We start from the raw sequence: 23,078 nt of genomic DNA, 5'->3' as shown, positions 1-23,078 counted from the left end.
GCGGCGGAAGACGTCATGGCTCAGGAATCCGATTTCTCTGAATCAGCATTGGGGGGCAGCGCGGCAATACAGCAGCGATGCCGGGAACTCACGACCTAAATCATATGTGTACATATAATATGATCCTGCCGCCTTGAACAGCGGATATTTCGCATTCCACGTCCGAAATCAAGGTTTATTCAGAATGCACAATAACGAAGTGTTTAAATAGTGGCGACTAGCTAAGGTGGCCTCGAAATTACTTTAAGTATAAAATACTTTTGGAGATAAGCAAGACTGGTTTCGCAACCACTAACCGTCATCCTCGGGCTTGTCCCGAGGATCCATCCCATGGTTATCGCATGCGAAATCGAACAGATGGACCCTCGGCACAAGGCCGAGGGTGACGATCTTGGTGTAATGGGCGAAGGAAGCGCTTACCGCCCCTTCTGCTTCCGCCAGGCCTCGAAATCCACCTTGGTCTGCGGATCGGTGGCCGGATAAAGTCCCCTGATCGAGCGGCCGCCCAGCACCTGCTCGGTGACGAAATCCTCGAACGCCGTCATCTCGACGGCCTCAACGGCGATCTCATCGGCAATCGCGGCCGGGATCACCATCACGCCATCGGCATCGCCGACCAGCACATCGCCAGGAAACACCGGCGCATCGCCGCAGCCGATCGGTACGTTGATGTCGATGGCCTGGTGCAGGGTCAGATTGGTCGGCGCCGAGGGCCGGCTGTGGAAGGCCGGAATCTTCATCTGGGCGATCTCGCCGGAATCGCGGAAGCCGCCATCGGTCACCACGCCGGCCACACCGCGCACCATCAGGCGCGAGATCAGGATCGAACCGGCCGAGGCGGCGCGCGCATCCTTGCGGCTGTCCATCACCAGCACGGCGCCTTCGGGGCAGATTTCCACCGCCTTGCGCTGCGGATGCTCGGGGTTCTGGAACACCGTGATCGGGTTTAGGTCTTCGCGCGCCGGCATGTAGCGCAGCGTAAAGGCTTCGCCCACCATGGTGGGCAGCGACGGATTGAGCGGCTTCACATCCTGGATGAACTGGCTGCGCAGGCCGCGCTTGTACAGCGCTGTTGCGAGCGTGGCAGTGCTGACGGTTTTCAGCTTGTCGCGGGTTTCGGCCTTGAGAGTCACGGGAGAGGTCCTTCTTTTTTTAAACAATCAGGAAAGTGTCGCGCCCTGGGCATCGACATAGAGCGCATAGATCGACTGGCTGGAGGCCATGAACAGGCGGTTGCGCATTTCGCCGCCAAAGCACAGATTGGCGCAGCGTTCCGGCAGCGCGATACGGCCGATGGCGCGACCATCGGCATTGAACACCATCACGCCATCCAGCTCGTCGCTGCCCATGCCCCAGCCGCACCACAGGTTGCCGCCGGTATCGACGCGGAAGCCATCCGCCGTGCCGGCGCCGCAATCGATCAGCACTTTGCGGTTGGTCAGCGTCTTGCCGCCTCTCACGTCATAGACATGGATCAGGCGATTGGGCGCGGCCAGTGATTCAACAACATAGAGCCGGCTTTCGTCGGGCGAGAATGCCAGGCCATTCGGGCCCTTCAGGCCTTCGGCCACCACGCTCAGCTCGCCGGTCACCGGATCGAGGCGATAGACATGTTGCGGCAGCTCGGAGGTCGACTTGCGGCTTTCGTAGTTGCTGTTGACGCCGAAGATCGGATCGGTGAACCACACCGTGCCGTCAGATTTCACCACGATGTCGTTGGGCGAGTTGAAGTGCTTGCCCTCGAAACGGTCGGCCAGCACGGTGATGCTGCCGTCATATTCCGTGCGCGTCACCCGGCGCGTTTCGTGTTCGCAGGTGACCAGCCGACCCTGCCGGTCGCGCGTATTGCCGTTGGCATAGTGCGAGGGCTTGCGGAACACGCTGACCGCACCGGTCTGCTCGTCCCAGCGTAGCATCTGGTTATTCGGGATGTCGCTCCAGATCAGGCAACGCTGGTCGCCGAACCACACCGGACCTTCGGCCCAGCGATAGCCGGTGGTGAGTCTTTCCACTGCTGCCGTGCGCAGGCGCAGCTTGATGAAGCTGTCGTCCAGCACCTGCACGGCCGGATCGGGATAGCGCGACGTAGGCAGCGTCCACATCAGAAGATATCCGGTTCGCGCACCGGTGCGCCGAAATCGGTTTCCAGGAAATCGAAGTCGCAGCCCTGATCGGCCTGCTTGATATGCTTGGAGAACATCCAGCCATAGCCACGCTCGTAGCGCACCTCGGGCTGTTTCCATGCCGCCTTGCGTTTCGCCAGTTCGGCCTCGGGCACATCCAGGGTGATTGTGCGCTTGTCGACATCCAGCGAAATGATGTCGCCATTGCGCACCAGCGCCAGCGGCCCGCCAATATAGGATTCGGGCGCCACATGCAGGATGCAGGCACCGTAAGACGTGCCGCTCATGCGCGCGTCTGATAAGCGCACCATGTCGCGCACGCCCTGCTTCACCAGCTTCTTCGGGATCGGCAGCATGCCCCATTCCGGCATGCCGGGCCCGCCCAAGGGGCCCGCGTTGCGCAAGATCAGCACATGATCGGCGGTAACATCCAGATTCTCGTCATCCACCGCTTTTTTCATCGACGGATAATCGTCGAACACCAGGGCCGGGCCGGAATGCTTGAGGAAGCGCGGCTCACAGGCACTCGGCTTGATCACGCAGCCATCGGGGGCCAGGTTGCCCTTCAGCACCGCCAGCGCGCCCTCGGCATAGATCGGATTCTCCACGCTGCGGATCACATCATCCTGATGCACCTGGGCATGGGCAATGTTCTCGCCCAGCGTCTTGCCGCTGACCGTGACGGCATCCAGATGCAGATGCGGCTTGATGCGGGTCATCAGCGCCGGCAGGCCGCCGGCATAGAAGAAATCTTCCATCAGATAGGCTTCGCCCGAGGGCCGGATATTGGCGATCACCGGCACCTTGCGCGACGCCGTTTCGAAATCATCCAGCGAGATATCCTGCCCGGCGCGGCGCGCCATGGCGATCAGATGGATAATTGCATTCGTGGAGCAGCCCATCGCCATCGCCACTGCAATGGCGTTTTCATAGGCCTTGCGGGTCTGGATCACGGTGGGCGTGAGGTCTTCCCATACCATGTCGACAATGCGGCGGCCGCATTCGCTGCTCATGCGGATATGGTTGGCATCGGCGGCCGGAATGGAAGAGGCGCCCGGCAGGGTCATGCCGATGGCCTCGGTGATCGCCATCATGGTGGCAGCCGTGCCCATGGTCATGCAGGTGCCGTAAGAGCGCGCGATACCGGCCTCGATATCATTCCATTCCTGGTTCGAGATATTGCCGGCGCGGCGCTCGTCCCAGAATTTCCAGGCATCGGAGCCGGAGCCGAGAATCTTGCCCTTCCAGTTGCCGCGCAGCATCGGGCCGGCCGGCAGGTAGATCATCGGCAGGCCGGCGCTGGTGGCGCCCATCAGCAGGCCCGGCGTGGACTTGTCGCAACCGCCCATCAGCACCACGCCATCCACCGGATGGCTGCGGATCAGCTCTTCCGTCTCCATCGCCAGCATGTTGCGGTAGAGCATCGTGGTCGGCTTGACGAAGCTTTCCGACACCGAGATCGCCGGCAGTTCGATCGGCAGGCCGCCGGCCTGCAGCACGCCGCGCTTCACGTCCTCGACGCGATGCTTGAAATGCGCATGGCAGGGATTGATATCGGACCAGGTGTTGACGATGGCGATCAGCGGCTTGCCGGTCCATTCGGTGGCGGCATAGCCCATCTGCATGATGCGCGAGCGGTGGCCGAAGCTGCGCAGGTCGTCAGGGGCAAACCAGCGGGCGCTGCGTAACTGGTCCGGGGTCTTCTTCTTGCTGGCCATGATCTCGACTCTTGTAAAAGCAGATGGGGCGGACATCGCTGCCCGCCCCGCGACTGTAGCTTATTCTGGCTGGATTTTGCCGACCTCGATGACGGTTTTCCAGCGGGCAATTTCCGCCGCCAGGAAGGTTTCGAACTGCTTGCTGGTATTGGCCACCACATCGAAGCCGATGTCATTGAACTTGGCCTTGACCTCGGGCGCGTTCAGCGCAGCGATGGTCTCCTTTTCCAGGCGCGCGCGGATATCGGCCGGCAGGCCCTTGGGCGCGGCTGCCGCCTGCCAGGAATAGACCTCGACATCCTTGACGCCGGCTTCGGCCATGGTCGGCACATCGGGCAGGGCCGCATTGCGCTTGTCGGCGGTGACGGCCAGGGCCTTCAGCTTGCCGGCACGCACATGGTTGGCAATGGCGCCCAGATTCTGGAACGACACATTGGCATGGCCGCCGATCAGATCGGCGATGGCCGGCCCGCCGCCCTTATAGGGGACATGCACGCCCACCGTGCCGGTCTTCTGCATGAACAGCGCGGCGGTCAGATGATCCGACGAGCCGGTGCCCGAGGAAGCAAACGACACCTTGTCAGGGTTCTTCTTCAGGTATTCGACCAGTTCCTTCACCGTGCTGGCGGGGAAGTTCGGATTGGCGACCAGCACATTCGGCGTGCGCACGGCGACCGTGAGCAGGTCGAAATCCTTCATCGGATCGTATTTCAGATCCTTGAACAGCGCCGGGTTGATGGCAAACACGCCGATCGAGCCGACCAGGATGGTGTAGCCATCGGGCGCGGCCTGTTTGAGCAGGGTGGCGCCCAGCGAACCATTGGCGCCGGCGCGATTGTCCACCACCACGGTCTTGCCCAGGCTTTCGCTCAGCTTGGCCGCCACGCTGCGCCCGGTGATGTCGGACGCGCCGCCGGCCGGGAACGGCACAATCATCGTGACATTGCGGTCGGGATAGGCCTGCGCCACGGCCGACGGGGCCAGCGCGGGGGTAACGAGCAGGCCAAGCATGGCCGCGGCGCCCGCGAGGCGCCTGAAGCGGATTTTGGATGTCATGATGATTCCTCCGGTTATTATTATCGGCAAACTAAAGCACTAATGCATTAGTGCGTCAATCATGGTACAGAAGGAACATGGATACCGTTTCATCCCTGCTCGCCCGCACCGCCCCGCTCAATGCGGAGCAGCAGGACAAGCTCGCGCGCGACCGCTCGCGCCAGGCGGCACCGCAGGTGTTCGAGCATCTGCGCGAGAAGATCATCGCGCTGGAATTGCCGCCGGGCACCGTGCTGTCGCGCACCGAGCTGCAATTGCGTTTCGGCCTGAGTTCGACGCCGATCCGCGATGCCCTGATGCGGCTGGCCGAAGAGTCGCTGGTGGAGATTTTCCCCCAGCATGCCACCCGGGTCAGCCCGATCGACCTCACCCTGACACAGCAGGCACATTTCCTGCGCCGCTCGATCGAGACCGAAGCCGTGCAGCTGCTGACCAGGCAGCATGACGCGGCACTGATCGCGCGCCTGCGCGAGATCCTGCAACTGCAGCGTGGCCTGGCCGAGAGCGGCGACCTCGCCCGCTTCAACGATGCCGACCAGGCGTTTCATCGGGAGATCTATCTGGCCGCCGCCGTGCCCGATCTGTGGACTTTGGTGCGGCGCCACAGCGGCCATATCGACCGCCTGCGCCGCCTGTATCTGCCGATCGAGGGCCGCCCGCAGCAGATCGTTGCCGACCATACGGCGATTGTCGATGCGATTGAATCGGGCGATCCCGAACATGCGCGCGCCGCGCTGCGCCATCACCTGTCGCGTTCGCTGACCGACAGCGCGACGATCCGGGCGAAATACCCGGCCTGGTTCCGCGACTAGATCAGCCTGGGCAGCGCCGCCGCCAGCATGGCCAGCCCCGATACCGTGAGCAGCCCGAGCACGATACGGCGGAAGCTCGCCTCGCTGATGCCGATATAGAGTTTCGCCCCCAGCAGGGTGGGGATCAGCATGGCCGGCAGCACGATGGCCAGCATCGGCAGCGTCGCCACCGAAATCACGCCGGTGCCGATATAGGTGGCCAGCGTCACCCCCAGCATGCCGAGATTGAAATTCTGGATCACCGCGCGCTGGGCATCCTTGGGCATGCCGCGCAGCGTGCACCATAATGTGGGGATCGCGCCCGACACGCCGGCGATGCCGCCGAGCACGCCGCCGATGAAGCCGGCCGCCCCATCGGCGCCCCGCCCGCCGAAGCGCACCTTCGGCAGCCGGTTGCCCAGCAGCATGATCGGGCAGATCACCACCAGCAGGCCGCCGAGCGCCAGCTTGAACACATTGACGTCGAGCAGCGGCAGGATGCCGACCCCGACCGGAATGCCGGCCAGGCCGCCCAGCACGAAAGGCAGCAGCAGTTTCCAGTCGAAGCCACGCCGCACGGTGACGGCGGCCAGCAGCTGGCCACTGAAGCCGCCGAACACGGCCATGGCTGCCGCCAACTGGGGATCGACCCACCAGGCCCAGACCGCCATCGCCACCATGGCGAAGGCAAAACCCGACAGGCCCTGGACAAAACCGGCCAGGGCCGCGCCGAGCGCGACGACAATATAAAGCGGGTCCACCTGGATGCCGGCGACTGGCTTACATCATGTTCCGGGTGGCAGTCGGCAGGCTGACCACCAGACCATCCAGGGCATCCGACATGATCAGCTGGCAGCCGAGCCGGGAGGTCTTGGTCAGGCCGAAGGCGAGGTCGAGCATGTCTTCCTCGTCGGGCTTGGCCGGGGCCAGCTTGCCATACCAGTCGGCGTCGATGATGACATGGCAGGTCGAGCAGGCCAGCGAGCCCTCGCAGGCGCCCTCGATATCGATGCCGTGCTTGTGGGCGATCTCCAGCACCGACAGGCCGACCGGGGCGTCGACCTCGACGCGCTTCCCGTCCGGCTGGATGAAGGTCATTTTCGGCATCGGGGACTGACTCCACTCTGGGGGGCGCGGTGGATATATCGCCCCCCCCGGTCTGTCGCAACCCCGCCGGGCTGCCGCCCGGGATCAGTGGCGGCCGAATTCCCGCAGCCGCTCCTCGATGAAGCCGGCCACCGACATCGCCCGCTCGTAGCCGGCCGGCGACAGGGTCTCGCGGGCGGCGGTCTCGAACAGGGCCATCCAGCGCTCGAAATGCGCCGAGGTCATGCGCAGATGGGTGTGCGCACTCATGACACAGCCGCGGTAGCGGTCGGTGCCGATCAGGGCGCGCGACCAGAAGGCACCGACAGTGGCCAGATGCTCCTGCCAGTCGGCGATGGTGGCGGCGAAGAACGGGCCCAACAAAGGGTCGGCATGAGCCCGGGTATAGAAGGTCTCGACCAGGGCCTGGACCATCTCCTCGGTGATCGGTTCCGGTGCGATTGCGGCCTCGGCCATGTCCCTCTCCTGCTGCGTGACAGGGTGACCCTAGCCGGTGCCGACCACCGCCGCTTTGCGCAGGATCAACCGAAGGCCATCTTGATATGGCAAGAACAAATCACTTCAACTTATATGTATTTTTTATTAAATATCAATATATTATAATAGTTATATCACTCAAAACATCACTTCGACTTGCGCTGCCACAGCGCGATCCAGGCTGCCGCCGCGCGCTCCACATCCTCCGGCTTGCTGGCCCAGCCGAGGCTGAAGCGCACCGCTTCGCGGGCGGCCTGCTCGGGCAGGCCCATGGCGGTGAGCACATGGCTCGGCGTCACCTTGCCCGAGGAGCAGGCCGAGCCGGCCGACACCGCCACCCCGGCCAGGTCGAAGGCCATCACCTGGGTCTCGGCCGGCACGCCGGGCATGCCGATGCACAGGGTGTTGGGTAGCCGCGCTTCCGTGTTGCCGCCATGGACCGGGGCGGCCGGACAGGCGGCCAGCAGGCTGGCCTGCAGCCGGTCGCGCAGGGCGGCGATCTGCTTGAAGTCGTAAAGGCCCTGCTGGGCCGCCGCCGCCGCGGCACCGAAGCCGGCGATGCCCGGCAGGTTCTCGGTGCCGGCCCGCATGCCCTGCTCCTGGCCGCCGCCACGCAGGAGCGGCGCCGGCACCCAGTCGTCGCGCAGCATCAGGGCACCGACCCCGGTGGGGCCGCCCAGCTTGTGGCCGGACAGGGTGAGGAAGTCGCAGCCCAGCTGGCTGAGATCGACCGGGATCTTGCCGGCCGCCTGCACCGCGTCGCAGAGCACCAGGGCGCCGGAGGCATGGGTCAGCCGGGTGACCTCGGCGACCGGCTGGATCGTGCCGGTCTCGTTGTTGGCCAGCATCAGGCAGACCAGGGCGGGTTGCGCCGCCGTGGTCAGGGCTGCCGCCACCGCAGCCGGGTCGATCCGGCCGTCAGGCCCGGCGGCAACCTCGGTCAGGGGCAGGCCGAGATGGCGGGCCGGTCGCAGAACCGAGTCGTGCTCGATGGCGGCCACGATCAGGCTTTTCACCCCGGCCGCTTCGCATGCAAGACGGAGCGCCAGATTGTTGGCCTCGGTGCCGCCCGAGGTGAACACCACCCGTTTGGCCTCGGCGCCGACCAGATCGGCGACCTGGCGGCGGGCAATATCGGCGATTCCCCGCGCTGCACGGCCGAAACGGTGCACCGACGAGGGGTTCGCCGGGGCCTCCAGAGCCGCCAGAAGGGCGGCCCGGGCCTCGGGCCGGAGCGGTGCCGTTGCGTTATAGTCAAGGTAGGTGGAGTTCATTTCCTGCTTTTAAGCTTGAATTTCGCTCTGCCGAGTATGGTAAAACCCCAGATACGGACCCTATGGCCCGATCAACCGATTTTCCAGCGCCGCCCCCCTCCCCCAGAGGCGCCAGAGTGACGAACAAAAATGCCTGACATCATATTCCCCGGCCCCGACGGGCGGCTTGAAGGCCGCTATACCCACGGGCCGGAGGCCAATGCCCCGATCGCGCTGATCCTGCATCCGCACCCGCTGTATGGCGGGACGATGAACAACAAGGTTGTCTATAACCTGTTTCACGTCTTCGCCAAGCGTGGCTTCTCGGTGCTGCGCTTCAACTTCCGCGGCGTCGGCCGCAGCCAGGGCACCTTCGACAACGGCCAGGGCGAACTCTCCGATGCGGCCTCCGCGCTCGACTGGCTGCAGGGCGTCAATGCCAATGCCTCGGCCGTGTGGATCGCCGGCTTTTCCTTCGGCGCCTGGATCTCGATGCAGTTGCTGATGCGCCGCCCAGAGATCGACGGCTTCATCTCCGTCGCCCCGCCGGCCGGCATGTTCGATTTCGGCTTCCTCGCGCCCTGCCCGTCGTCCGGCCTGATCATCCAGGGCACCGACGACAAGATCGTGTCGGAACCCGAAGTGGCCAAGCTGGCCCAGCGGCTGGCGCTGCAGAAGGGCATCAAGATCGACTACCGCAAGGTGGCCGGCGCCGATCATTTCTTCGAGGGCAAGCTGGATGAGCTGACCTCGGCCGCCGACAAGTATGTGAAGACCAGCTTCACGCCGACCTCGGCCCGCGCCGGCAAGGGCGCCCAGGCTGCTCAACAAAGCTAGGCTGCGCAGCAGAGCTAAGCGCGGCAGTCGTCGGCCCGGCTTTCTCAAGATAGGCACGGTCTTCTCAAGATAAGCACGGCCTTCTCAAAATAAGACCGTCACCCTCGGCCTTGTGCCGAGGGTCCATCTGCCGGCGCTGACATGCACCGGCAGATGCGCGGAGGGTTGGGATGGATCCTCGGGACAAGCCCGAGGATGACGATTTTGGGAGTGAGGCATGCCCGGATGGATCACCCCGGCCGCACGCCGCCCGCATCGGGCAGCGGATTGCCATACATATCGGTGAGATCGACAATCGCCGGGCTGCGCGTGACCGGTGATGGGCTGCGCGGTGGTCGCTCGGCGGGTCGCGGCGGCGCTGTCTGAACCTTAGGCGACTCTGGTTTTGGCTTATGCGAGTCTAACTCAGGCTTATTCGACTCTAATTCCGTCTTATTCGACTCTAATTTCACCTTATCCGACTCTAATTTCACCTTATCCGACTCTAATTTCGCCTTGTCGGCTGCCTGCAGCGTGGCAAGAAAGTCGCGCGCCTCGGCCACCTGCGCGTCCATGTCTTTGCGCTCGGCCGCGATGCGTTTGCGGAAGGCCTGGTTGGGCGGCCGGCGGCCGGTGTCGCTCAGCTGCGCAATCACATCGCGCGCGCTGTCATCGGTTGCCGTGTCGCTGAGGCCGCTTTCGCTGGCGAGCCATTTCAGCGTATCGCCATCGGCGCTTTCGACATGCAGGGTGCCGCGCAGGGCCGCATCGCCGCTCACCGCCTCAAAACGCAGGCGGCCGAGCAGCTGCCGGCGCTCGCGCGCCTGCCGCAGCAGGAACTGGAAACGCAGGCTGTTGCGCAAATGCAGCCAGAGTTTCTCTTCCGCGATACCGAGTGCTGCGGCCACCGCGGAGGGTTTCTCGCCCTCGACCAGCAGGCTGGCACCGCGTTTCCAGTCGATCCGCGCGCGTTGACGCGGCGGCGCAGCGGCAGCACCGCGCGCCGGCAGGGTTTCGGTCATGGGCATGACAGCCTCCATGCAAATGGCAGAGGCGGATCAGGATAGCGCGGATTGACAGGAAAGTAAAACAAATATAGAACAGATATGATTATATGCATATTATTGTAGCCGCTTGCCTTGACAAACTACATAATTGTACATACACTCTTCGCAGATCAGGCCACCCCATGATCTTCGAGTGGGACGACCAGAAAGCCCGTCGCAATATCGCAAAGCATGATGTGGCTTTTGAATTGGCCTGCCGCGTCTGGGACGACCCGAAACATCTGCTGCTGCCGGATCGTATTGTCGATGGTGAAGAGCGCTGGCACGCCATCGGCCTGGTCGACGGCATCGCAATTCTGGTGGTGGTGCATGCCTATCCTGACCACGCCGACGAGACCTGCATCAGACTGATCAGCGCCCGAAAGGCGACGGCCCATGAAAGACATCGCTACGAAACCGAAGCCTTTGACCATTGACCAGAAACAGCAGCTCGAGCGCCTGCGCGCCATGCCCGACGAGCAGATCGATACCGTCGATATCCCAGAGGCACCGGCGGAGAACTGGCGCTATGCCCGGCGCGGCGCGCTGTATCGCCCGCTCAAGCAGTCGGTCACCATCCGGCTCGATGCCGATGTGCTGCAATGGTTCAAGGATCATGCAGCCGGACGCGGCTATCAGAGCGCGATCAATGCCGTGCTGCGTCAGCATGTCGCCAAGACGGATAGCGACAAGGGGTGAGCGGTCACCTCCACAAGCCGTCACCTTCGGATTTAGTCCGAGGGTCCATTGCCCTCACGGCGGCGATGACGGCGCCTGTCCTTCGCGGTCATGACCGCGTGGCGCCGACAGATGGACCCTCGGACTAAATCCGAGGGTGACGAACCTCTTCACAGGCCCGGGTGCGACCATCTGGGTTTTCTCGCCACCCCACCCTATCTGACTCTGCATGTTCGCCATCTCAATCCATCCCGCCAGCGAAGCCGATGCCAGCACAATTGCGGCGCTGATCCAGCGAACAGTGCGCATCAGCAATGCGGCCGATTACGATGCCGTCACCATTGCTGCGATCTGTAATAATTTCACACCTGCGCTTGTGTCGGAGAAGATGAGGACACGCGATGTCTTTATCGCGCGATCCGGCAACAATATCTGCGGCACAATCAGCCTGGGTAACGGCAAGCTGCATTCCCTTTTCGTCGATCCAGACCATCAACGCAGCGGGATCGGTCGCGACCTTGCGCTATATCTGGAAGGCCATGCCCGCAATACCGGCCTGACGGAACTGCATCTGTCATCTTCGCTGACAGCACGGTCTTTCTATGCACGGCTCGGCTATCGTGACATCCGCTTCGAGCCGCGCCCTGACGGTTCGACATGGCTGATGGTGAAGCTGTTGGTTTAGCAGCGACGACGCCCTATCTGTACTTCATGTTCGCCATCCCGGTCCGCCCCGCCACCGCAGCCGATGCCAACACGATTGCGGCGCTGATCCAGCGCACGCTGCGGGTCAGCAATGCCGCCGATTATTCGGTGGAAGAAATCGGCCATGTGTTTGCCGGCTTCTCGGCCGGGCGCGTGATGCAGCGCATCCAGCATCAGGATGTGTTCGTGGCCGAGATCGACGGCGAGATCGTCGCCACCGTGGGCTATGCCGACGGCCAGCTCTGGGCGCTGTTCGTGGCGCCGGAACGCCAGCGGCTCGGCCTCGGCCGCCTGCTGGTCGAGCATATCGAGGCTCATGCGCAGCTGCGCGGCGATGCGCAACTGGCGCTCTCGGCCTCGCTCACCGGTGTCGAATTCTACGAACGCCTCGGCTATCACCGCGTCAGCTACCTGACGCATCGCAGCGGTGCGACCTATGCCATGGTTAAGGCGCTGTAGCCGCGACATTTCCGAAAAGTAATTCTGCCGGCGCAAAAGTAACCGGAAATTTCGACGCGAACCTCTCTACGGGCACTTATCCTGTATTGCAGGAGAACACTCATGGTCGGTGCATTCGGCTGGATCAAACGGATTTTGGGCGCAGAGGACGATCTCGACAGCGCCGCCTCCTCGTCGCGCCTGCAATCCAAACAGACTCTCTCCAAGGCTGGTCTGCCGCCCCGCCTGCAAGCCAGCAACCTGCAAGTGGTCGGCCTGCAGGCCATCCGCGATACACTGGCCGAGCAATGGCAGGAACGCCGCGACAAGATCAATCAGATTGTCGATAGCGCGATCCGCCGCCGCCTGGACCCGGGCGATGCGCATTTCCATCTCGACAACGACGACTTTCTGGTGCTGTTCCTGCACCTGACGCATGCCCAGGCCAAGGCAAAAGCCGCAATGATCGCCGACGAGCTGCGCCGGCTGATCCTGGGCGAAGTGCCAGGCGCCGATATCCATGTGACCTCACGCGTGGCGGAGATTGATCGCGATTTCGTCACCAGCAAGATCGACTCCATTCACGAACTGGTCGACCATGTGCGGCAGACCGGCCAGTCCTCGCAAGGCGATGTAATGCTGTTTGACGACGATCCTGGCGAGCCTTTCGAGGATTTCAGCCAGGCCGTGGTGCCGCAGGCGGCCGTGCCGATGACTGGCGCGGGCCCCGATCTGGCCGACCTCGACCAGTCGCTGACTGCGCTGTTCCAGAAAAAGAAAAGCGCCAGTTTCCTGAAGGAATGCCAGGCGGCATTCTATCCGAATTTCAGCACGCGGCGGCGTGCCTTCTCCTTCTATACCGTGGCCGTAAGCCATGTACCAACTGGCCGGCCGGCCGATTCCAGCGATCCCATGCTGGAGGACCCCGAGGAACTCGAATTCCTGCTCGACCGCTATCGCCTGACCACCGCCCTGCTCGGCATGCATCGCATGGTGACCGGCGGCCATCAGGGGGTGATCATCATCCCGGTGTCGTTCCAGACCCTGGCGACCTCGAAAAACCGCGGCCTGTATCTCAGCCGTTTCCGCGACCTGCCGCGCGGCCTGTTCCGCTCGCTGTGCATCACGCTGTGCAACGTCCCGCCCGGCACACCGGCCAGTCGGGTGGCCGATGCGATGAACTACCTGCAGCCATTCTGCGCATCGCGGCTGATCAAGATTCCTGCCGATCCGAAACTGATTGATCTGTATGCCGGCAGCGGCGTACACGGTTTCGAAACCAGCCTGCCGGTGGAGGCGGCCGACAGCGGGACCCAGAATGCACTGCTGGCCAACTTCGCCAAGCGCGTGGCCTGGCATAAACTGGAATCGCTGCTGTCAAATATTGGCACCCCCGACGATCTGCGCACCGGCAGCCAGGTGGGATTCAACTTCCTGATCGGCGATGCCGTGGCGCCGCTGATCGCCACGCCGGGCCATCGCCAGGCCCTGCGGGCCGATCACATTCCACAGCGCAGCGTCACAGCTGGCTAGAGCGGATACAGCCGCCCCCCACTCACCGGCACGCGCACGCCGGTCGTCCCCGGCAAACTGAGCGGCAGGCCGCGCACGGCGCGGGCGGCGAGAAAGGCAAAGGCCTCCGCCTCCAGGCTGTCGCCGCGCCAGCCGACCGCCTCCACCGCTTCCACCGGCATGTTGAGATGCTGGGTCAGCAGCCGCATCAGCGTCGCATTGTGGCGCCCGCCGCCGCACACTAAACATCGCAACGGTCGGTGCGGCAGATGGCTCAGGCCCCGCGCGACACTCGCCGCCGTGAAGGCCGCCAGCGTCGCCGCGCCATCCTCGGTTGACAGCCCCTCCACCGCCGCTGCCGTGAAGTCGTCACGGTCGAGCGATTTTGGCGGCGGGGCACTGAAATAGGCATGATCGAGCAGGCGCGCGAGGCGCTCGGCGTTCACCGCGCCACGGCCCGCCGTCGCGCCGCCCTCGTCCTGCATGATGCCGGCATGGCGCTGCATCCAGTCGTCGATCAGCGCATTGCCCGGGCCGGTGTCGAAGGCGATCAGGCTGCTGTCATCATTGCTGCCGATATAGGTGACATTGCCCACCCCGCCGAGATTGAGCACCAGCAAAGGCGCGTCGAGCCCGGCATGGCGCGCCAGGGCGGCATGATAGAGCGGCACCAACGGCGCGCCCTGCCCGCCCATGGCGACATCGGCGCTGCGGAAATCGGCCACCACGGCAATGCCGGTGCGTTTGGCCAGCAGCGCGCCATCGCCGGTCTGCCAGGTGCGGCCTTCGGCTGGCCGATGCAGCAGGGTCTGGCCGTGATAGCCGAGCCAGGCGATCTCGCCGGCGGCCATGCCGGCCTGCAGCAGCAGCGCCTGCACGGCGGCCGCATGAGCCAGGCTGAGGTCGCGCGACAGGCTGGCAACATCGCCGGGGCCTTCATTCAGGCAGGCGCGGATGCGCGCGCGCAGGGCCGGGTCGTAGGGCATGGTGCGGGCCGGGCCGAAGCCGGCGATGCCGGTGCCATCGGTGCGCAGCAGGGCGGCATCGATGCCGTCCATCGAGGTGCCGCTCATCAAACCGATGATCCAGGCCGGTTTTTCAAGGGTTTTGGTCACGGCGGTCAGGGCCCGGAAGCTAGGCGAGTCAGGGCCCATATGTTAGACCATCGGGCCATCAAAGCCTACCTAAGCCATCAAGCCCGTCCGAGCCAGAGACCATGACCGCGTTCAAATCCGACTTCCTGCAGACCATGAGCCAGCGCGGCTATCTGCACCAGTGCACCGACAATGCGGCGCTGGACGCGCTGGCGCAGCAGCCGCAGGGCATCACCTGCTATGTCGGCTATGACTGCACCGGCCCGAGCCTGCATGTCGGCCATCTGCTCTCGATCATGATGCTGCGCCGGCTGCAGCAGGCCGGCCACAAGCCGATCGTTCTGATGGGCGGCGGCACCACCAAGGTGGGCGATCCCTCGGGCAAGGATGAAGCGCGCAAGCTGCTCACCAACGACGACATCGCCGCCAACATGGCCAGCATCAAGACCGCCTTTGGCCGCTTCGTGACCTTTGGCGACGGACCGTCTGATGCCATCATGGCCAACAATGCCGAATGGCTCGACAGGCTGCAGTATATCGACTTCCTGCGCGACTATGGCCGGCATTTCTCGGTCAACCGCATGCTCTCGTTCGACAGCGTCAAGCTGCGGCTGGAGCGCGAGCAGCCGCTCAGCTTCCTCGAATTCAACTACATGATCCTGCAGGCCTACGACTTCGTCGAGCTGGCGCGGCGCTACAAATGCAATCTGCAGATGGGCGGCTCGGACCAGTGGGGCAATATCGTCAACGGTGTCGAACTCGGCCGCCGCGTGCATGACCTCAGCCTCTATGGCCTGACCTGCCCGCTGCTGACCACGGCGGCCGGCCACAAGATGGGCAAGACCGCCTCGGGTGCCGTGTGGCTGAACGAGGACATGCTGCCGACCTATGACTACTGGCAATACTGGCGCAACTGCGAAGATGCCGATGTCGGCCGCTTCCTGCGCCTGTTCACCGATCTGCCGCTCGATGAAATCGCGCGGCTGGAAGCGCTGCAGGGCGCCGAGCTGAATGAGGCCAAGAAGATCCTCGCCACCGAGGCGACCGCGTTGTGCCGTGGCCGCGACGCGGCCGAGGCCGCCGCCGATACGGCGAAGAAGGCCTTCGAGCAGGGCAGCTTTGGCGGCGACCTGCCGGTGGTGACGGTCGCGCGCGCGCGGCTGGAGGCCGGCATCGAGGCCTTTGCCCTGGTGCTGGAAGCCGGGCTGGCGAAATCCGGCGGCGAGGCGCGCCGCCATATCCGCGGCAATGCCATCAAGCTGAACGACAAGCCGGTGAGCGATGAAGTGCAGAAGATTACCGCCGCCGATCTCGGCGCCGATGGCCAGCTGCGCCTAAGCTTCGGCAAGAAACAGCATGTGCTGATCGAAGCCGCCTGATCCCGGTGGCGTAAGCTGCCGGCGGCTAATGCCGCCCGTCATTCAGATTGTAGCGCATGATACGGCCATGGCGGCCGGTCTTGTCGCGCTCGATATCGTAGCAGTCGCCCGGCGGGCCCTGGCGTTTCGATAGCACTGCATCCAGCGCGGCGCGGTCGGTTGCATCGAGGCGCAGCGTATCGACCCGCAGGTTGGCAGCCAGATGTTTCGTCGACGTCGCGCCGACAATGGCGCCGACAACGCCGGGGCGATCCAGTACATATCGCGTCGCCACCTGGCCGATGCCGACGCCGTGGCGCTGGCCGATCTGCTGCAGGGTGCCGAGCAGCTGCTGGAACAGCGCCCAGCCACCGAAATCCTCGATGATCAGCTTGTATTTGGTGAGCGAGCGATTGGCGAGCGGCTCCTGCGGTTCCGGCTTGCCGAGCCAGGCCTCGCTCAGGAATCCGCCGGCCAGCGAGCCGTAGCACAGCAGGCCGATGCGATGCGCACGGCACAGTTCGACCAGGCCGCGTTCGGGCCGCGCATCCAGCACCGAATACTGCACCTGTGTGGCCGCCACCGGCACGCCGGCCGCGACGATCTCGCGCGTGGTGCTGGTGTTGAAATTGGTCAGGCCGAGCAGGCGGATCTTGCCGGCGCGGCGCAGATCGTCGAGCACGCCCATCGCCTCAACATAACCGGGCACCGCGTAATTCCACCAGTGGAACTGCACCAGGTCGAGGCAGTCGGTGCGCAGGCGGGTCAGCGAACGGTCAATGATACTTTCGACATAGGCGCGGTCGCAGCTGGTCAGGCGGTCGTAATCGGGCACGAATTTGGTATGGATCTCGATGCGACGGCCGAGTTCGGGATAGGCGGCGCGGAAATCGCCGATCAGCTCCTCCACGCCGGTGTAATGGTCGGCGCAGTCGAAGCTGGTGATGCCGGCCTCGACAAAGGCGGCCATATCGTCGATCGCCTGTTTGCTGTCGACATCGCCATGGCCGCCGGCCAGATGCCAGCCGCCCTTCAGCAGCCGCGACATGGTATAGCCCGGGGCCAACTCGTAACGCTCGACCATGCTCTTTACGCCTTGCTGTCGTCGTTGCCGGTGAGAGGAACGGCGGTGGTTTCGGAATGGCGGAATTCGCGTTTGGCCATACGGCGGATGCGGAATTTCGCATTGCAGTTCGGGTCGGGACAGGCGACCAGCGCATCGGTGCTCATCCAGTCGTTCGGATGCGTCTCGCGCTGCTTGGCCGGCAACAGCGGCAGCAGCGCCGCCAGCGCATAGATCGACCAGGACTGGCCCGGCGGAAACTGCAGCTGCTCGCCATGCAGCTCGAAATGGTCGCCGGGCTTGGCTGCACAGAAGCAGCGGTCGCCCGGCACCCACTCGATGCGCAGGTCGTAGAGACTGAAGCTGTCGTCGGCCATTACGGCTTGACGTTCAGGTCTTTGGCCACCGCCGGGATCGCCGCCTTGTATTCGGCGAGCGCAGCCGGCGCTTCCGGCGCCTTCTTGGTGGCTTCCGCCAGCCATTCGTCGGTGACAAACTGCAGCTTGGCGCGCAGCTCTTCCAGCAGCTTGCCTTCCACGTTGGTCACCTTCACCCCGGTCTCGGCGAACTTCGCCAGTGCGGCGGCCTCCTTGGCTTCCCAGATGGCGGCAAAGCGCTTGACCATCGCCTCGCCCGACAGCTTGGCGATGGCATCGCGGTCGCGCGCCTCCAGGCCCTTCCACTTGGCTTCATTCACCACCATGAACTGGCTGGAATGGGCGAAGCCGCCGGGCACGAAGCTGGCGACCGGCATATGCTGGGTCATGTTGAAGGCGATCACGGTTTCCTTCTGCTGGAACATGCCCTGGATGACGCCGCGCGAAATCTGCTCATAGGCCTCGGTGAGCGGCGAGGAAATCGGCGTCATGCCAAGCGCCTTGGTGATGCGTTCCACCGTGGCGCCGGGAATGCGGATCTTGATGCCGTTGACCGCATCCAGGCTGGTGAAGGCATTGGCCTTGGTGAACAGCTGGTACGGGCCGTTGGTCCACAGGCCGAGCAGATGCGTGCCTTCATGCTCGTTATACTTGGCGAAATGTTTCGTATAGGTGCGCCAGTAGGCGACCGAATTGACCACCGCATGATCGGTGGTGAACGGCAGCTCCGACATCTCGGTCAGCTTGAAGCGGTTGGCGGTATAGCCATGCACGCCGAAGGCAACATCGGCGACACCGTTCTTAACCAGATCGAAATGCGCCGGCGGCGCGCCGAGCGCGGGCAGGATCTGCAGCCTGACGCGGCCATCGGTGGCCTTTTCCACATCGGCGGCCCAGGGCGTGACCATCTCGGTGACGACATGGTGCGTCGGCGGCAGCCAGTTGGAGAAGCGCAGCACGGTCTGGGCCTGAGCCGTCGAGACGACAGCAGTGGCCGCGACGGCGGCGAGGATCAGCGAACGATATGCAGTCATGGCGGGCCTCTTACATGAGTGATGGCAGGAAGGTGGAAATCGCAGGAAACGCAATCAGCAACACGATACGAATGACATCGGCGGCAACAAAAGCGCCGACGCCGGCAAAGATGGTCTTCATCGGGATATGCGGCAGCAGGGTCTGCATCATGTAGACATTCATGCCGACCGGCGGCGTGATCAGCGCCACCTCGATCAGCGTGACCATGATGACGCCGAACCAGATCGGATCGAAGCCCGCCGCCATCACCACCGGAAACACGATGGGCAGCGTGAGCAGGATCATCGACATGCTTTCGAGGAAGCAGCCAAGCACCAGATATAGTGCGCAGATGATGACGATCAGGCCGAGCGGACCGATCTCGGCCGCCGCGAACCAGCCGGTCAGCGCCTGGGTGAAGCCGGCGATGGTGATGAATTTCGAGAAGATCAGCGCGCCGACCAGCACGAAAAACAGCATCGTGGTGGTGGCTGCCGTGTCGACCAGGATGGCAAACAGCCGGCGCCAACTCAGCTTGCGGCGGGCCAGCGCGATGATGAAGGCGCCAACCGCGCCGATGCCGGCCCCTTCGGTGGGGGTGAAGACGCCGCCATACATGCCGCCGATCACGACCAGGAACAGGCCGAGCACCGTTGCGGTGCCGCGCAGGGCGGCAAAGCGCTGGCCCCAGCTGCTGCGCTCGCCGGCCGGGCCATCCTGCGGCCGCAGCCAGACGACGACGATCACGGCGCCGATATAGAGCAGCGCGCCGAGCAAGCCGGGCAGCACGCCGGCCATGAACAGCTTGCCGATATCGGTCTGCGTCATGATGCCATAGACCATGAAGGCGACGCTGGGCGGGATCATGATGCCAAGCGTGCCGGCCGAGGCGATGCTGCCGGCGGCAAGATTATCGGCATAGCCGTAACGCTTCATCGAGGGATAGGCGACTTTCGACATCGCCGCCGCGGTGGCCAGGCTGGAGCCGCAGACGGCGGCAAAGGCGGCGCAGGCGATCACGGTGGCAATCGCCAGGCCGCCCTTCAGATGGCCGACGAAGCGATAGGCTGCATCATACAGCTCGCGCGAGACATCGGCCTCGTTGATCAGGTTGCCCATCAGGATGAACAGCGGGATCACCGACAGCGCATAGGAGTTCACCGTGCTGAAGGTGGTTTCCGCCACCATATAGGCGGTGGGGTCCCAGCCCAGCATCCACAGGAAGCCGGCAATGCCGGGCAGCGCCATCGCCACCGCGATCGGCACTTCCACCACGATCAGCGCCAGCATGGCGACGAGAGCAATAACAGCGGCGGTCATGCCAGTTCCGCCCCCGTGCCGCGCAGGCTGAACAAGGCACAGAGCGCGCTGACCACGCTGCTGGCAGCGCCGAACCAGGCAACCCAGGCCAGCGGGAGGTCGATGAAAGGCGCCAGATCGCCGGCGCGCTGGAAGGTCTGGCCCATCTTCCACAGCGTGACGGCGAGATAGGCGAACAGCACGACCAGCAGCAGGCGGCGCAGCCAGCGCATTGTCGCACCCAGCGCCGGATGCCGCTGGGCCAGCATGCCGAGCATCCCGGCGCGCACGTGTTCGTCGCGCCGGGTGACACCCGGCAAGGCTGCGAAAACGGTGAGCGCCACCAGCACGGCTGTCAGTTCATACGCGCCGGTGACCGGGCGGTTGATACTGCGGAAGGCGACGTCCAGAAACGCCACGGCGGCCATCGCCAGCAGCGCGAGCGCACCGGCAACGGCAAAGCCGCGTTCAAGGCGGCCGGCAAGCAATGGCCCGGCATGGAAACGATCTCGCATGGCTGGCGGTCGGCCATCCCCCTTTATGATATGTGATCACAGTAGAGATGAGGGCGAATTTCTGTCAAGCTCGCCGTCATGCCGAGCCACCGTTCGCCCGGGCGTGCCAAGCCCTCCCCTGCCGTCCAGCCGCGCAAAGCCAAGCGCGGCCTGGCAGATCGCAGCCCGGCCGATCGCTCCGCCGCCGTGCGCCGTGCCGTGGCGCCGGTGGCGCGCGACACCGTGCAGGACCGGGTTTATGCCGAGCTGGGCGACGCGCTGATCTGCGGCCGGCTGCAGCCGGGCCAGCAACTGACCATCCGCGACCTGGCGGCGGCTTTCGATACCAGCGTGATGCCGGTGCGCGAGGCGCTGCGCCGGCTGATCGCCGAAAAGGCGCTGGATGGCCAGGCGCAGCGTTCGGTGCGGGTGCCGCCGATGACGGCGGAGCGGCTGCTGGACCTGCGCCGCACCCGCCTGCTGGTGGAGGGCCATGCCGCCGAACTGGCGGCTGCGCATGTCACGCCGGCGCTGCTGGCGCAACTGGCCGCCGCCGATGCCGCCTATATCGCCGCCGCAGAAGCCGGCGATGCCGACCAGGAACTGCTGTGCAACCAGCGTTTCCATTTCACGCTGTACGAGGCCTGCGCCTCGCCCAGCCTGCTGGCGATCATCCGGTCCCTGTGGCTGCAGTCGGGCCCCTATATCCGCACGGCGGTGGAGCGGCATTCCGACCAGACCCGCGCCAGCCAGCGCGGCACGCGCGGCAGTTTCCACAGCAGGATCGTGGCGGCTCTGCGCAAGCGTGATATCGCCGCCGTGCGCCGCGCGCTGGAGGCCGACCTCAGCTGGGCCTTCGATCTGCTGGAAAAGCGCTAGCGCCTATTCCTGCCCTGACGGCCGCATCGGCAGCCGCTCGGGTGCGGGCTTGTCGCCCGGTGTGGGCACGCTGACTTCCGGCGCCTGGAAGATGCGCCGCAGGAAACCCGGCGCAATCGCCGACAGCGGATTGATGGTGAATTGCGGATCGCTCTTGGCGCCGGAGACGGCGAAATTCACGCCGAGAATGCCGTCGCCCACCAGCAGGTCGCCGAGCAGCGGAATCTTGCCCAGCATGGTGTTGAGCACAAAGGCCGGCACAGCGGTGCCGTTGATGCTCACCGTATCGGCCTTCTGGTTGATATTACCCTCGAAGGTGATGCCGAGCTGCGAGCCGCTCAGCCGCGATGGCTGGATGGTCAGCACGCCATCCTTCTGCGCGAACGGCACCTCGCCATTCTCGAACATGATGCCCTCCCCCGAGAGCAGCGCGCCGAGGCCGGCGAACGAGGCCGCACCGAACAGTCGCGCCAGGAATGGCGCGCGCACGGCACGCACGGATTTCAGTATCATCCTGCCGGTCAGCGGCTGGGTCGCCTGGGTATCGTCATAGCGGGCATTCACCGTCATGGTGCCACCCTGCATGTCGGTGACGCCGAGGAAGTGCAGCATGGCGCCGGCATTGTCGCTGACCAGTCTGAGGTCGCGGCCATTCAGCGCCGGCTCGATCGCCAGTGTCACGCCGCCGGTGGTGGAAAACCCGCCGGTCAGGTTGACCTTTTCCATCCGCGTCGGTTCACGCTGCACGTTCAGCGCCATGTTGCGCAATTCCAGCACATCGTCGATCCGAGCCTCGTCAAAGCGCAAACTCAGCGTCATGCGCGGCTTCACGGTGCCGGGCGGCGCGTCATCCTTGAAAATCGTCTCGACGAAGGGGCGCAGGTCGTAGCGATGGCCGGTGAGCGCGATCTGTGAATCGCCATTGGCGGCAAAAGCGATGCGTCCCCGGGCATCACTCATGGCATCGCTCTTAGGATCAGCCTTGGGGTCGCTCTGCCCATCGCCCTTGGCGGCACTCGGGCCCGCCTTGAGCGAAGCGATCTCGGCCGACCAGCTGTTGTCGTTGTTCAGCACGGCGCTGGCCTTGGCCGACAGCGCTGCGCTGGCGATCTCGATCAGGTCGAACTGCACCGGCTGGCCGCTGCGGGTGCGGATCTGGGTGCGGCCGGTGGCGGCCATGCCGGCGGGTTTGAGCAGATGCGCATCGGCAATGGCTATGGTGGCATCCTTGAGATCGAACTCGCCACCGATCGCGGTCTCGCCGCCACGGCGCTCCTCGATCTCCATGCTGGCCTCGGCCGGACCGTCGATATAGGGCGCCAGCGGATAGCCCAGCGCCTTGCGCTGGGCCTCGTCGATGCGGCCTTTCAGGGTGTAGCGCGCGGTGACCGGCGCCCTGGCACTGAACTCCTCGCGCCAGCCGATCTGCAGCGGCACGCCATTCAGCGCCGCCTGGCCATTCGCTTCCAGGCCCTTGGTATCGACCTTCAGCTTCATCTGGCCCTGGCTCAGCGCATAGCGCCCAAGCAGGCCATCCATGCTGAGATCGGTCATGTCGGCTTCCGCATTCACCGCGATATCGTCGACCTTGAGGTTGTTGAACAGCGGGAAGCGCAGGCGGAAGCGCACCTCGCCGGTGCCGCCGACGCTGGCCGGCTTGATCCCGAGCTTGGAGGGAAAACCGAGCGGCTTCTGGTCGATCAGCCCGAGCAGATCGGCGCTGCTGCCGCGCGCCACACTGCTGATCTCGGCGATCTGGTCGCGCTCCTGCAGGCCGGTG

25 protein-coding genes are annotated in these 23,078 nt (G+C 64.5%); 9 read left to right on the top strand and 16 right to left on the bottom strand.

What is annotated here, in order from left to right; genetic code table 11:
* Nucleotides 1-416 precede the first annotated feature (416 nt).
* Genes AAG799_RS14495 through AAG799_RS14480 form a run of 4 tightly spaced genes read right to left on the bottom strand, consistent with a single transcriptional unit; the run spans nt 417 to nt 4,897 of the window.
* On the bottom strand, nt 417-1,133 hold the full coding sequence (locus AAG799_RS14495; RefSeq protein ID WP_341897095.1) for a ribonuclease activity regulator RraA: 717 nt from the start codon (nt 1,131-1,133) through the stop codon (nt 417-419).
* Nucleotides 1,134-1,160: 27 nt separating this feature from the next.
* Nucleotides 1,161-2,102, bottom strand: a complete 942-nt coding sequence (locus tag AAG799_RS14490) for an SMP-30/gluconolactonase/LRE family protein (RefSeq protein ID WP_341897093.1) — start codon at nt 2,100-2,102, stop codon at nt 1,161-1,163.
* The gene (araD, locus tag AAG799_RS14485; protein ID WP_341897091.1) at nt 2,102-3,841 is read right to left on the bottom strand and encodes an L-arabinonate dehydratase; all 1,740 of its coding nucleotides are present in this window, start codon (nt 3,839-3,841) and stop codon (nt 2,102-2,104) included. Before araD ends, AAG799_RS14490 begins: the two co-directional genes overlap by 1 nt.
* 60 nt (nt 3,842-3,901) lie before the next feature.
* A complete protein-coding gene (locus AAG799_RS14480) occupies nt 3,902-4,897 on the bottom strand; it encodes a tripartite tricarboxylate transporter substrate binding protein (protein WP_341897089.1) in 996 nt (331 codons plus the stop codon).
* A gap of 77 nt (nt 4,898-4,974) precedes the next feature.
* Here AAG799_RS14480 and AAG799_RS14475 point away from each other — a divergent pair, with 77 nt between their 5' ends.
* Nucleotides 4,975-5,709, top strand: a complete 735-nt coding sequence (locus tag AAG799_RS14475) for a GntR family transcriptional regulator (RefSeq protein ID WP_341897087.1) — start codon at nt 4,975-4,977, stop codon at nt 5,707-5,709.
* Here the strand turns inward: AAG799_RS14475 and AAG799_RS14470 are convergent.
* The 4 genes from AAG799_RS14470 to AAG799_RS14455 form a co-directional block, all read right to left on the bottom strand.
* On the bottom strand, nt 5,706-6,449 hold the full coding sequence (locus AAG799_RS14470; protein ID WP_341897085.1) for a sulfite exporter TauE/SafE family protein: 744 nt from the start codon (nt 6,447-6,449) through the stop codon (nt 5,706-5,708). The two genes, AAG799_RS14475 and AAG799_RS14470, sit on opposite strands and share 4 nt — an antisense overlap.
* Before the next feature lie 19 nt (nt 6,450-6,468).
* Nucleotides 6,469-6,795: a ferredoxin family 2Fe-2S iron-sulfur cluster binding protein gene (locus AAG799_RS14465; protein WP_341897083.1), complete on the bottom strand. Its 327-nt coding sequence runs from the start codon at nt 6,793-6,795 to the stop codon at nt 6,469-6,471.
* An 84-nt stretch (nt 6,796-6,879) separates the two neighbouring features.
* Complete coding sequence (locus AAG799_RS14460) at nt 6,880-7,251, bottom strand: group III truncated hemoglobin (protein WP_341897081.1); 372 nt, start codon at nt 7,249-7,251, stop codon at nt 6,880-6,882.
* A gap of 167 nt (nt 7,252-7,418) precedes the next feature.
* Nucleotides 7,419-8,546 carry a cysteine desulfurase family protein gene (locus tag AAG799_RS14455; protein WP_341897080.1) on the bottom strand — a complete coding sequence of 376 codons (1,128 nt, stop codon included), beginning with the start codon at nt 8,544-8,546 and terminating at the stop codon, nt 7,419-7,421.
* Nucleotides 8,547-8,675: 129 nt separating this feature from the next.
* On the opposite strand from AAG799_RS14455, the gene AAG799_RS14450 reads away from it, so the two are divergent.
* Nucleotides 8,676-9,362 carry an alpha/beta hydrolase gene (locus AAG799_RS14450; RefSeq protein ID WP_341897078.1) on the top strand — a complete coding sequence of 229 codons (687 nt, stop codon included), beginning with the start codon at nt 8,676-8,678 and terminating at the stop codon, nt 9,360-9,362.
* Between the two features lie 230 nt (nt 9,363-9,592).
* Here AAG799_RS14450 and AAG799_RS14445 read toward each other — a convergent pair whose 3' ends face one another.
* Entirely contained in the window at nt 9,593-10,369 is a 777-nt protein-coding gene (locus AAG799_RS14445) for a hypothetical protein (protein WP_341897076.1), read from the bottom strand.
* 161 nt (nt 10,370-10,530) lie between these two features.
* Between AAG799_RS14445 and AAG799_RS14440 the strand changes: the two genes are divergently transcribed.
* The 5 genes from AAG799_RS14440 (at nt 10,531) to AAG799_RS14420 (ending at nt 13,741) form a co-directional block, all read left to right on the top strand.
* Nucleotides 10,531-10,824, top strand: a complete 294-nt coding sequence (locus AAG799_RS14440) for a BrnT family toxin (RefSeq protein ID WP_341897074.1) — start codon at nt 10,531-10,533, stop codon at nt 10,822-10,824.
* Nucleotides 10,784-11,086, top strand: a complete 303-nt coding sequence (locus tag AAG799_RS14435) for a BrnA antitoxin family protein (RefSeq protein WP_341897072.1) — start codon at nt 10,784-10,786, stop codon at nt 11,084-11,086. Before AAG799_RS14440 ends, AAG799_RS14435 begins: the two co-directional genes overlap by 41 nt.
* A gap of 208 nt (nt 11,087-11,294) precedes the next feature.
* Nucleotides 11,295-11,750 carry a GNAT family N-acetyltransferase gene (locus tag AAG799_RS14430; RefSeq protein WP_341897069.1) on the top strand — a complete coding sequence of 152 codons (456 nt, stop codon included), beginning with the start codon at nt 11,295-11,297 and terminating at the stop codon, nt 11,748-11,750.
* A complete protein-coding gene (locus tag AAG799_RS14425) occupies nt 11,723-12,229 on the top strand; it encodes a GNAT family N-acetyltransferase (protein ID WP_341897067.1) in 507 nt (168 codons plus the stop codon). Before AAG799_RS14430 ends, AAG799_RS14425 begins: the two co-directional genes overlap by 28 nt.
* Before the next feature lie 102 nt (nt 12,230-12,331).
* Nucleotides 12,332-13,741, top strand: a complete 1,410-nt coding sequence (locus tag AAG799_RS14420) for a hypothetical protein (protein ID WP_341897065.1) — start codon at nt 12,332-12,334, stop codon at nt 13,739-13,741.
* Here AAG799_RS14420 and AAG799_RS14415 read toward each other — a convergent pair.
* A complete protein-coding gene (locus AAG799_RS14415) occupies nt 13,738-14,835 on the bottom strand; it encodes an anhydro-N-acetylmuramic acid kinase (protein ID WP_341897063.1) in 1,098 nt (365 codons plus the stop codon). The genes AAG799_RS14420 and AAG799_RS14415 overlap by 4 nt on opposite strands.
* A gap of 101 nt (nt 14,836-14,936) precedes the next feature.
* Here AAG799_RS14415 and tyrS point away from each other — a divergent pair, with 101 nt between their 5' ends.
* Nucleotides 14,937-16,193 carry a tyrosine--tRNA ligase gene (gene tyrS, locus AAG799_RS14410; RefSeq protein WP_341897062.1) on the top strand — a complete coding sequence of 419 codons (1,257 nt, stop codon included), beginning with the start codon at nt 14,937-14,939 and terminating at the stop codon, nt 16,191-16,193.
* A 25-nt stretch (nt 16,194-16,218) separates the two neighbouring features.
* Here tyrS and AAG799_RS14405 read toward each other — a convergent pair whose 3' ends face one another.
* From AAG799_RS14405 to AAG799_RS14385, 5 genes are read right to left on the bottom strand one after another with little or no spacing between them, the layout of a single operon-like run.
* Nucleotides 16,219-17,256, bottom strand: a complete 1,038-nt coding sequence (locus tag AAG799_RS14405; protein WP_341897061.1) for an aldo/keto reductase — start codon at nt 17,254-17,256, stop codon at nt 16,219-16,221.
* Nucleotides 17,257-17,261: 5 nt separating this feature from the next.
* On the bottom strand, nt 17,262-17,612 hold the full coding sequence (locus AAG799_RS14400) for a TIGR04076 family protein (protein ID WP_341897059.1): 351 nt from the start codon (nt 17,610-17,612) through the stop codon (nt 17,262-17,264).
* Nucleotides 17,612-18,646, bottom strand: coding sequence for a TRAP transporter substrate-binding protein (locus AAG799_RS14395; RefSeq protein ID WP_341897057.1), 1,035 nt, complete (start codon nt 18,644-18,646; stop codon nt 17,612-17,614). Before AAG799_RS14395 ends, AAG799_RS14400 begins: the two co-directional genes overlap by 1 nt.
* A gap of 10 nt (nt 18,647-18,656) precedes the next feature.
* Nucleotides 18,657-19,946 carry a TRAP transporter large permease gene (locus AAG799_RS14390; RefSeq protein WP_341897055.1) on the bottom strand — a complete coding sequence of 430 codons (1,290 nt, stop codon included), beginning with the start codon at nt 19,944-19,946 and terminating at the stop codon, nt 18,657-18,659.
* Nucleotides 19,943-20,440, bottom strand: a complete 498-nt coding sequence (locus AAG799_RS14385) for a TRAP transporter small permease subunit (RefSeq protein WP_341897050.1) — start codon at nt 20,438-20,440, stop codon at nt 19,943-19,945. The genes AAG799_RS14390 and AAG799_RS14385 overlap by 4 nt, the downstream gene beginning before the upstream one ends.
* A gap of 78 nt (nt 20,441-20,518) precedes the next feature.
* Here AAG799_RS14385 and AAG799_RS14380 point away from each other — a divergent pair, with 78 nt between their 5' ends.
* Nucleotides 20,519-21,298, top strand: a complete 780-nt coding sequence (locus AAG799_RS14380) for a GntR family transcriptional regulator (RefSeq protein ID WP_341897048.1) — start codon at nt 20,519-20,521, stop codon at nt 21,296-21,298.
* A 3-nt stretch (nt 21,299-21,301) separates the two neighbouring features.
* On the opposite strand, the gene AAG799_RS14375 is transcribed toward AAG799_RS14380, so the two are convergent.
* On the bottom strand, nt 21,302-23,078 hold a 1,777-nt coding region (locus tag AAG799_RS14375), incomplete at its 5' end, for an AsmA-like C-terminal domain-containing protein (protein WP_341897046.1).

The organism is Ferrovibrio terrae (assembly GCF_943371255.1).
Classification (GTDB): Bacteria; Pseudomonadota; Alphaproteobacteria; order Ferrovibrionales; family Ferrovibrionaceae; genus Ferrovibrio; species Ferrovibrio terrae_B.
The sequence above is the reverse complement of the archived record's forward strand: the minus strand, read 5'-3'. Positions and strand labels throughout refer to the sequence as shown.